Here is an 8,912-nt window from a genome sequence, read left to right on the forward strand (position 1 = left end):
GAAGGTCCGGTCCCCGAGGGACACCGATCCGTTTCTCCCAGCCTCCACCTTCGATGCCACCGCTGGCTTTGGGGGCAGCTCCAGAGTTCTTCGGGGGGTTGCCGCCAGGAGAGTAGGGGGAACCCTCGAAACCCCCGGTCGTCATGTGCGACGCTTGTTCGGTGAGATTCCGGCTACATATGGTGGATTGAGGTGCCTCATCCGCGTGTACCCCGCCGACTGGCCGCCTGCGCCGCCCGCCACCGCTCATGGTGCTTCAGCATCGGGGGTATAGCCACCACGGCCGGAACGGTCGCCTGCCAGTGGCCGGCATTCTCCGACAACCCGGTGGCGGCGGGCATCAACGTCTCGGTGGCGCTCGCCTTCGTCCTCACCGGAGTGCTGCTGAACGGCGAGGACGCGTTGGGCAGCGCCACCGGAGCCATGATCTTCAGTGGTCTGCTGTGGGCACTGACCTGGACCGTGGCATGGGACAAGGGTCCGTCGGCTTTCATCTCCACGTTCGCCTACACGCATTTCTGGGTCTGTCTCGGCTGGGGCGCGCTGCGATATCCGGTCGGGCGATTGCAGAGCAACCGCGAGCGCGCCCTGCTGGCAAGCGCCGTCCTCGTCATCCCGGTGGCGAACCTGGGACTGGTCGGCATCTCCGACCCGACCTGGCTCGGATATTCCCGAAATGTCTGGTGGTATGGCTCGCCGATCGACCGGGATGTCTTCGAGGAGATCATCTGGGTCCTCAACAGCCTGACCCTCGTGCTGGCCGCGGCCTTTTTTTGGGTTGTCCGCGCGCGGCTGCGCCGCTACTCCGCGCTCGACCGCCGGATCTTCGGACCGGTCGTCATCGCACTGCTGGTCGCGTTCACCCTCGCCGCCACGGTCAACATCTTCGTCTACAACCCCAGCGGAGCCTACGTCCCGCCGGCCTTCATCCTCATCGCGCTCGCGCTGCTGACCATCCCCCTGTCCTTCGCCGCGGCGGGCGTACGCCGCCAGCTCGCCCGCGCCCGCATCGCACAGCTCCTGGCGACGCTGCCGATGCCGCCGACGGTCCCGGCCGTACGAGACATCCTGCGTACGGCTCTGCACGACGACTCCGCCGAGCTCTTCCTGTGGATGCCGCAGGAGCGGCGGCACGTCGACGCCGAAGGCGCCACGGCCACCCCGCCCCGCCCCGGAGCCAGCCGGCTGCTCGTGCCGGTGACGACCTCGTCGGGCGCGCCACTGGCGCTGATCTCCGCCGCCGCCGCCCAGGAGCGCAACCGCGACCTGGTCACGGTCGCACTGCAGGCCAGCGCCATGGCGCTGGAGAACGCCCGGCTGCACGCCGCCGTGGCCGCGCAGCTGGACGCCGTGCGCGCCTCCCGGGCCCGCATCGTGGAGGTCGGCCTGATCGAACGGCGCCGCCTCGAGCGCGATCTGCACGACGGCGTCCAGCAACGGCTGCTGGCCCTCGCCACCAGGCTGGGACTCGCCCGGACAAAGACCTCCGACCCCGATACGATCTCTGCCATCGAAGCCGCTCGCGAGGATCTGCATCATGTTCTCCAGGACCTGCGCAGTCTGGCCCGGGGAATCCACCCGGCCATGCTGAGTCAGGGTGGGCTGCTCCCAGCCCTGGAGGTGGTGGTCGAGCCCCTCCCCGTCAAGGTCGAGTTCGACATCCCGACCGTCCGGTTCGAGCCGATCCTGGAGGCCGGCGCCTACTACACGATCTGCGAGGCGCTGACGAACACGGTCAAACACGCCGGGGCGGCCCAGGTCCGGGTGACGGTCCGGTGCGTGGACGACGGCATCCTGATCGAGGTCACCGATGACGGTAAGGGCGGTGCCGTCGTGGTCGAGGGTGGCGGGCTCGCGGGTCTCGCGGACCGGGTACGTGCGCTCGGCGGCGACCTGAGCATCCTCAGCCCGTCCGGCGGCGGCACCCGACTGACGGCGAGCATCCCGTGCGGGTAGCCGTCGCGGATGACTCAGTGCTGTTCCGCGAGGGGCTGGCCATGCTGCTGGCCGCCGCGGGAGTCGAGGTCGTCGCGCAGGCCGGGACCGCGGACGAGATCATCGACCAGCTCGCCTGCGGCCGGCCCGACGCCGTCATCCTGGACATCCGGATGCCTCCGACGTTCACCGACGAAGGGCTGATAGCGGCCGAGGCGATACGTGCGGCCCATCCCGCGATGGGCGTCTTGGTGCTGTCCACGTACGCCGAGACGCCATACGCGCTGCGGCTGCTGGGCGACGGGGGCGGCGGCATCGGATATCTGCTCAAGGACCGGGTGGACGACATCACCGCGCTGCACGACGCGTTACGCAGGGTGGTCGGCGGTCGGCTCGTCGTCGACGAGGAGATCATCGCCGGCCTGTTGACCCATCGCCGGCGGGCCGGCGAACTGGAACGCCTCACCGCCAGGGAGCGGGCCGTGCTCCGGCACATGGCCGAGGGGCGATCGAACCAGGGCATCGGCGCCAAGCTCCATCTGGCGCCGAAGACCGTCGAGAACCACGTAGCCAACGTCTTCACGAAGCTACGGATGCCGGCCTCCGCGGACGACAACCGTCGGGTACTGGCCGTGCTGGCCTGGCTCCGAGCCACCGGTGGCGAGGCCGGCGGCGAGGACCACTCCTCGCTCTCCGAGTAGCGGTCCACCCGGTTGGGCGAGCCGCAGTGACCATCGAAGCGTGATTCCACCCCCGAGCGCAGCCACGGAAGACTCTGTCCCACCGGGGTGGCGCAGCCCACGTGGGACGGAGCCCCCCGATCACGGGCATGTGCAGGCACGAACGGCCAAACTTGGGAACAACCATGTGAGCCAGCGAACCGGCGTGAGCGCTCCGTACCCGGACGCGCGCCCCGACTTGGGCCAGTGCCGTCATTGCGGCACCGCCACAGCGAGAGGAGCCCGGCGTGTCCGAGCAGGTCAGCACACTGACCGTCACCGACAACCGCACCGGAAAAACATATGAGATACCGGTTACGGACGGCGCGGTACGTGCGAGTGCGTTTCGCTCGATCAAAACGAGCGACGACGACTTCGGGCTGATGACGTACGACCCCGCCTCCACGAACACGGCGAGCTGTAGAAGTGCGATCACCTACATCGACGGTGACGCCGGCATCCTGCGCTACCGCGGCTATCCGATCCAGGAGCTGGCGGAGAAGAGCAGCTTCCTCGAGGTCGCCTACCTGCTCCTCGCCGGCGAGCTTCCCTCCGCCGAGGAGCTGGCGACCTGGGAAGACGAGATCACCCATCACACCCTGGTCCACGAGTCGATCAAGAAGTTCATCGACGGCTTCCACCACGACGCGCACCCGATGGGCATGCTAGTCTCCACGGTGGGTGCGCTGTCGACCTTCTACCCGGACGCCAAGACGATCGACGACCCGGGGCTGCGCCGGCTGCAGATCGTCCGCCTGATCGCCAAGATCACGACATTGGCAGCGTTCTCCTACCGGCACTCGGTCGGTTTCCCGTACGTCTACCCGGACAACGACCTGTCCTACGCCGGCAACTTCCTCAACATGATGTGGAAGGCCACCGAGCTCAAGTACGAGCCGGACCCCAACCTGGAGCACGCCCTCGACGTGCTGTTCATCCTGCACGCCGACCACGAGCAGAACTGCTCGGCCAACGCGATGCGCGCGGTCGGCAGCTCGCAGGCGGACCCGTTCTCGGCGGCCGCCGCCGCGATCTCCGCGCTCTACGGTCCGCTGCACGGTGGCGCCAACGAGCAGGTGCTGCGGATGCTCTCGGAGATCGGGTCGGTCGAGAACATCCCCGCCTTCATCGCCCAGGTGAAGGAGGGCAAGAAAAAGCTGATGGGCTTCGGCCACCGGGTCTACAAGAACTACGACCCGCGGGCCCGGGTGATCCGTCAGGTCGCCGACGAGGTCTTCAAGGTCACCGGCACGAACCCGTTCCTCGACCTGGCCATGGAGCTGGAGCGGATCGCGCTGGAGGACGAGTACTTCGTCGCGCGCAAGCTCTACCCGAACGTCGACTTCTACACCGGCATCATCTACCAGGCGATGGGCTTCCCGGTGGAGATGTTCCCGGTGCTGTTCGCCATCGGCCGGATGCCGGGATGGCTGGCGCAGTGGGAAGAGGGCCTGCTCGACCCCGAGCAGAAGATCGCCCGACCGCGCCAGCTGTACATCGGCTACGACCAGCGGCCATATGTCCCGATCGACGACCGTAGCGGGGTCGTGGACAGCGGGACCGACCCGATCGCGGCCCAGGCGGCCCAGGCGGCACCGGAGCGCCCGCTGCGCTGACCGGCCGTAGCCCCCCACCGGGGCCGCGGTGTCTCCCGCGGCCCCGGCCCTTGTGGTTGCCGGCGGCTCCCGCCGGTTCCCGGCGCCTACAGGTGCTCGACCACGTAGTCGATGCTCGCGGTGAGCGCCTCGACGTCGGCCGGCTCGACCGCCGGGAAGCAGGCCACCCGCAGCTGGTTGCGGCCGAGCTTGCGGTAGGGCTCGACGTCGACGACACCGTTTGCGCGCAGCACCTTGGCCACGGCGGCGGCGTCCACCCCCTCGAAGTCGACCGTCACGACGACCTGCGAACGCGCGGCCGGGTCGGCGACGAACGGTGTCGCGTAGGAAGTCTTCTCGGCCCAGGTGTAGAGGATGGACGACGATTCCGCGGTCCTCCGCACGCACCAGTCCAGCCCGCCCTGGGCGAGCATCCACTCGATCTGGTCGGCGAACAGGAACAGCGTCGCGACCGCCGGGGTGTTGTAGGTCTGGTCCTTGGAGCTGTTGTCCCGGGCCGTGGCGAGATCGAGGAACGGCGGGATCCACCGGTCCGTCGCGGCGATCTCGGCGAGCCGGTCGATCGCCGCCGGGGACACGAGCGCCGTCCACAGGCCGCCGTCGGAGGCAAAGCTCTTCTGCGGCGCGAAGTAGTAGACGTCCACCTCGCGCACATCGACCGGCAGCCCGCCGGCTCCCGAGGTGGCGTCGACCAGGTGCAGGGCGCCGTCGTCCGCACCCACCGGCCGGCGGACCGGACGGGCGACACCGGTCGAGGTCTCGTTGTGCGGGGTGGCGTAGACGTCGATGCCCGCCTCCGGCGCCCAGTCCGGATGCGTACCGGGCGGCGAGGAGATCACCGACGGCGCGGCCAGGAACGGCGCGCCCTTCGTCGTGTCGGCGAACTTGCCCCCGAACTCGCCGAAGACGAGGTGCTGGGAGCGGGTCCGGACGAGGTTGAAGGCGGCCGCGTCCCAGAAGGCGGTGGCACCGCCGATCCCGAGCACGACCTCGTAGCCCTCGGGCAGGGAGAACAGCTCGGACAGGCCTGCCCGCACCCGGCCGACCAGGCTCTTGACCGGCTTCTGCCGGTGCGAGGTGCCGAGGTAGGTCGCCCCGCTCGCGGCGAGGGCCTCGACCGCCTCAGGACGGATCTTCGACGGGCCACAGCCGAACCGGCCGTCCCGGGGACGCAGCCGGTCGGGCAGCACGATCGCGGGAGCGTCAGCCACGGCTGACCCCCGGCAGGACGTCACCGAGCGGGCGCGGAGCGGGGCCCACGTACCGCGCGGACGGGCGGATCAGCCGCCCGGTGCGTTGTTGTTCCAGGATGTGGGCACTCCAGCCGGCGGTGCGGGCACAGGTGAACATGGACGTGAACATATGGGCCGGCACCTCGGCGAAGTCCAGCACCACCGCCGACCAGAACTCGACGTTGGTCCGCAGCGGGCGATCCGGGAACCGGTTGGCCAGCTCCTCGATCGCGGCGGCCTCCAACGCCTCCGCCACCTCGTAGCGGGTCGAGCCCAGGTCACGAGCGGTCCGGCGCAGCACCCGGGCCCGCGGGTCCTCGGCGCGGTACACCCGGTGCCCGAAGCCCATCAGGCGCTCCTTACGGTCCAGGGCACGGCGGACGTAGCCGAGGGGGCCGCCGGTGCGCTCGACCTCGTCGAGCATCGCGAGCACCCGGGACGGAGCACCGCCGTGCAGCGGACCGGACAGCGCACCGACGGCGGCCGACAGCGCCGCCGAGGCGTCCGCGCCGGTCGAGGCGACCACCCGGGCGGTGAACGTCGAGGCGTTCATGCCGTGCTCGGCGGCCGAGACCCAGTAGGCGTCCACGGCCTGGACGTGCCTGGGATCCGGCTCACCACGCCAACGGATCATGAACCGCTCGGTTATCGTCCGGGCCCGGTCAACCTCCTTCTGCGGCACCGCCGGCTGACCGAGGCCCCGCGCGGACTGGGCGACGAACGACAACGCCACGACCGACGCCCGGGCAAGATCGTCCCGCGCCTGCTCCGGGGTGATGTCGATCAGCTGGCCCAGGCCCCAGTAGGGCGCGAGCATCGCGAGCGCGCTCTGCACGTCCACCCGGATGTCACCGGAGTGCACCGGGACCGGAAAGGGCTCGGCCGGCGGCAGTCCGGGCTCGAACGCCCCGTCGACCAGCAGCCCCCAGACGTGGCCGTAGTCGACCTTGCCAACAAGGTCTTCGATGTCGACGCCGCGGTAACGCAGCGCGCTACCTTCCCTGTCCGGCTCGGCGATCTCCGTCTCGAAGGCGATCACACCTTCCAGACCGGGCTTGAAATCGCTTGTTTTCTCGGCCATCGAGTCCGGATCTCCGCTTCTGTCTCTTGGTCCCACCGGTTCTGTCTCTATGGTCCCGCCGGCGGCCCGTCCGCGTCCTGCCCCGTCGGTGCTGCTTCGTGGGTGCTGCTCCATCCGATCCTGCCGCGAGGCATCCCACCGCGCCAGGGCGCAGGTGCCCCGCGATGCTCCATCCAACCCTGATCTGGAACCGACCGCGCACAGGCCGATGCACTGGGCAACGCGAAACCCATAAAATATGACGTAAGTCACAGCAGCTTTTCCATCATATTACTATTTATACGAATATGCCGAGAGCGGTGAACGGAAAGTTTGGTCAACTGAGATCATTCCGCGCTACGGTCGGGCCTCGTGTCTGGAACGCCTGACCGGCGGCAGTCACGCAGCGCGAACACGACGGGAGGATCATGGCGTTCGTCTTCATCAGTCATCGCGCGGCGGACATCGCATCCGCCGAACGGTTGGGCCGGGCGATCAGCGCGGCGGGGCACGCGGTGCACCTGGACCGTTGGGAGATACGCATCGGCGACACCGTGTCCATGTTCATGAATGAGACGCTCGCCGCCGCCGACTTTCTCGTGCTCGGATACTCCACGTTGGGAATCCACGCGCCGTGGATCGTCCAGGAATGGCTACCCGCACTGGCCGATGATCTCGCCGCCCGCGGTATCACCCTGGTACCAGCATTGCTGTCGGGGTCGTCGGGCGGCGACGCGCCATATCGGCTGGCTGGCCGGCGGTGCACCGACCTTACGGTTCGCTGGGACCTCGGCGTCCGCGAGCTCCTGACCGAGCTCTCCTGACCGAGCTCTCCTGACCAGGACGACGGACCCTGGCCCGGCGGGATCACCCTCGGGGCCGTCCCGCTGGCGCGCGCGGCCTGCCTGGCAGAATCGGGGCGTGGCCCCAGCCTCCGCTGCCGACGAGCCGCCGGTGGGCGGTCCGGATCCGGACGTCCCCGATCCGGACGTCCCCGATTCCGCCCTGCTCCGCCAGGGCTACCGCACCGGTCATCTGGAGCCGGAGCATCTCGCGCCGACCTGGGTCGAACAGTTCGCCGCCTGGTTCACCGACGCAGCCACCCCCGGGGCAGGCGTTCCGGAGGCCAACGCGGCCGTGTTCGCGACGGCATCCGCCGCCGGGCGGCCCAGTGCCAGGACCGTGCTGCTCAAGGGGTTCGACCAGCGGGGCTTTGTGATCTACACGAACTACACCTCGCGCAAGGGCCGTGAGGCTGCCGAGAACCCCTTCGGCTCGCTGGTCTTCCCCTGGTACGCCCTCGAGCGCCAGGTCGTCGTCATCGGATCGATCGAGCGCGTGAGCCGGGCCGAGACGGAACGCTACTTCCAGTCGCGTCCGCGTGGTTCGCAGCTCGGCGCCTGGGCCAGCCACCAGTCGACGATCATCGAGTCCCGTACGGTGCTCGACGACCGCGCCGCCAAGCTCGCGGCCCGTTGGCCCGAGGGCACCCGGGTGCCGACACCGGAGTTCTGGGGTGGGTTACGCATCGTGCCGGACATCGTGGAGTTCTGGCAGGGCCGCGCGGACCGGCTGCACGACCGGCTGCGGTACCGGCGGGTGTCGGTACCGGCCGACGGCGACGGCACGGACTCCGTCGTCCCGACCGCGGCCGGAGATCTCTGGGTCATCGAACGCCTCGCCCCTTGACCGTCACGCCCCCTGACCGTCACGGCAATCGCGCATCCGCCGGCCGGCGACACACCCGGAGACACCTTATTGACTCGGCCCGGCTTAGCGGTCTTCACTGACGTCCGTTCGCCGCTCGCTGTTCATCGTTGAACCCATCGGATCCGCACTGAACGTGCCGGAACGATACTGAACGTACTGGGCCGGTGCTGAACGTGCCGGACTCGACGGACCCCATCGGACAACCACGAAACCGCGGCCGCGCCACCCAACAGTTCCGCTACGCCGGACCCGGCCTCCCGGGGACGAACGGCGCGTTGCTACCTTCTTGGCTGCAATCGCTCCTGCCCGCAATCAACGTGCTCGGCACACGTCGAGGAGACGGATTTATGCGTATCACCAGAATGCGTGCCGCGGTGGCCGGCGTTCTCGGCACGGCGACCATCGCACTGGCCTCCCCGGCGCTCGCCGAAACTCCGGAACCGTCGCCCACGGCCACGGCCACGGCCACAGCCACGGCCGTCACCCAGCCGAGCCCGTCCCCCCTCGTCGCCGACGCCCCGACGGCGACACCGAAGACAGAGCCGTTGGCCGGCGTGGACCCGACGGTCGGGCCGACCGGGCCGGCCGGCCCGACCGCCACTCCGAGCCTCGATCCGAGCGCCACGCCGAGTGCCACGCC

General features: G+C 69.4%; 7 protein-coding genes and 1 pseudogene. 6 read left to right on the forward strand and 2 right to left on the reverse strand.

What is annotated here, in order from left to right; genetic code table 11:
- Positions 1-192: 192 nt before the first annotated feature.
- The 3 genes from ACY45C_RS10335 to ACY45C_RS10345 all read left to right on the forward strand — a co-directional run bounded on the left by ACY45C_RS10335 (position 193) and on the right by ACY45C_RS10345 (position 4,270).
- Complete coding sequence (locus tag ACY45C_RS10335; protein ID WP_462187408.1) at positions 193-1,956, forward strand: sensor histidine kinase; 1,764 nt, start codon at positions 193-195, stop codon at positions 1,954-1,956.
- Positions 1,947-2,636 carry a response regulator transcription factor gene (locus ACY45C_RS10340; protein WP_462187409.1) on the forward strand — a complete coding sequence of 230 codons (690 nt, stop codon included), beginning with the start codon at positions 1,947-1,949 and terminating at the stop codon, positions 2,634-2,636. The genes ACY45C_RS10335 and ACY45C_RS10340 overlap by 10 nt, the downstream gene beginning before the upstream one ends.
- A 266-nt stretch (positions 2,637-2,902) precedes the next feature.
- Complete coding sequence (locus ACY45C_RS10345; RefSeq protein WP_462187410.1) at positions 2,903-4,270, forward strand: citrate synthase; 1,368 nt, start codon at positions 2,903-2,905, stop codon at positions 4,268-4,270.
- Positions 4,271-4,356: 86 nt separating this feature from the next.
- Here ACY45C_RS10345 and serC read toward each other — a convergent pair whose 3' ends face one another.
- A complete protein-coding gene (gene serC, locus ACY45C_RS10350; protein WP_462187411.1) occupies positions 4,357-5,481 on the reverse strand; it encodes a phosphoserine transaminase in 1,125 nt (374 codons plus the stop codon).
- Positions 5,474-6,583 (reverse strand): citrate synthase 2, encoded by a 1,110-nt coding sequence (locus ACY45C_RS10355; protein WP_462187413.1) that lies wholly within the window; start codon positions 6,581-6,583, stop codon positions 5,474-5,476. The genes serC and ACY45C_RS10355 overlap by 8 nt, the downstream gene beginning before the upstream one ends.
- Positions 6,584-6,990: 407 nt before the next feature.
- Here ACY45C_RS10355 and ACY45C_RS10360 point away from each other — a divergent pair, with 407 nt between their 5' ends.
- The 3 genes and pseudogenes from ACY45C_RS10360 to ACY45C_RS10370 all read left to right on the forward strand — a co-directional run.
- On the forward strand, positions 6,991-7,386 hold the full coding sequence (locus ACY45C_RS10360) for a toll/interleukin-1 receptor domain-containing protein (protein ID WP_462187414.1): 396 nt from the start codon (positions 6,991-6,993) through the stop codon (positions 7,384-7,386).
- 97 nt (positions 7,387-7,483) lie between these two features.
- Positions 7,484-8,251: a pyridoxamine 5'-phosphate oxidase gene (pdxH, locus tag ACY45C_RS10365; protein WP_462187415.1), complete on the forward strand. Its 768-nt coding sequence runs from the start codon at positions 7,484-7,486 to the stop codon at positions 8,249-8,251.
- A gap of 368 nt (positions 8,252-8,619) precedes the next feature.
- Positions 8,620-8,912, forward strand: a pseudogene (locus tag ACY45C_RS10370) (hypothetical protein); the annotation flags it as partial.

Source organism: Frankia sp. CcWB2, from assembly GCF_977927585.1.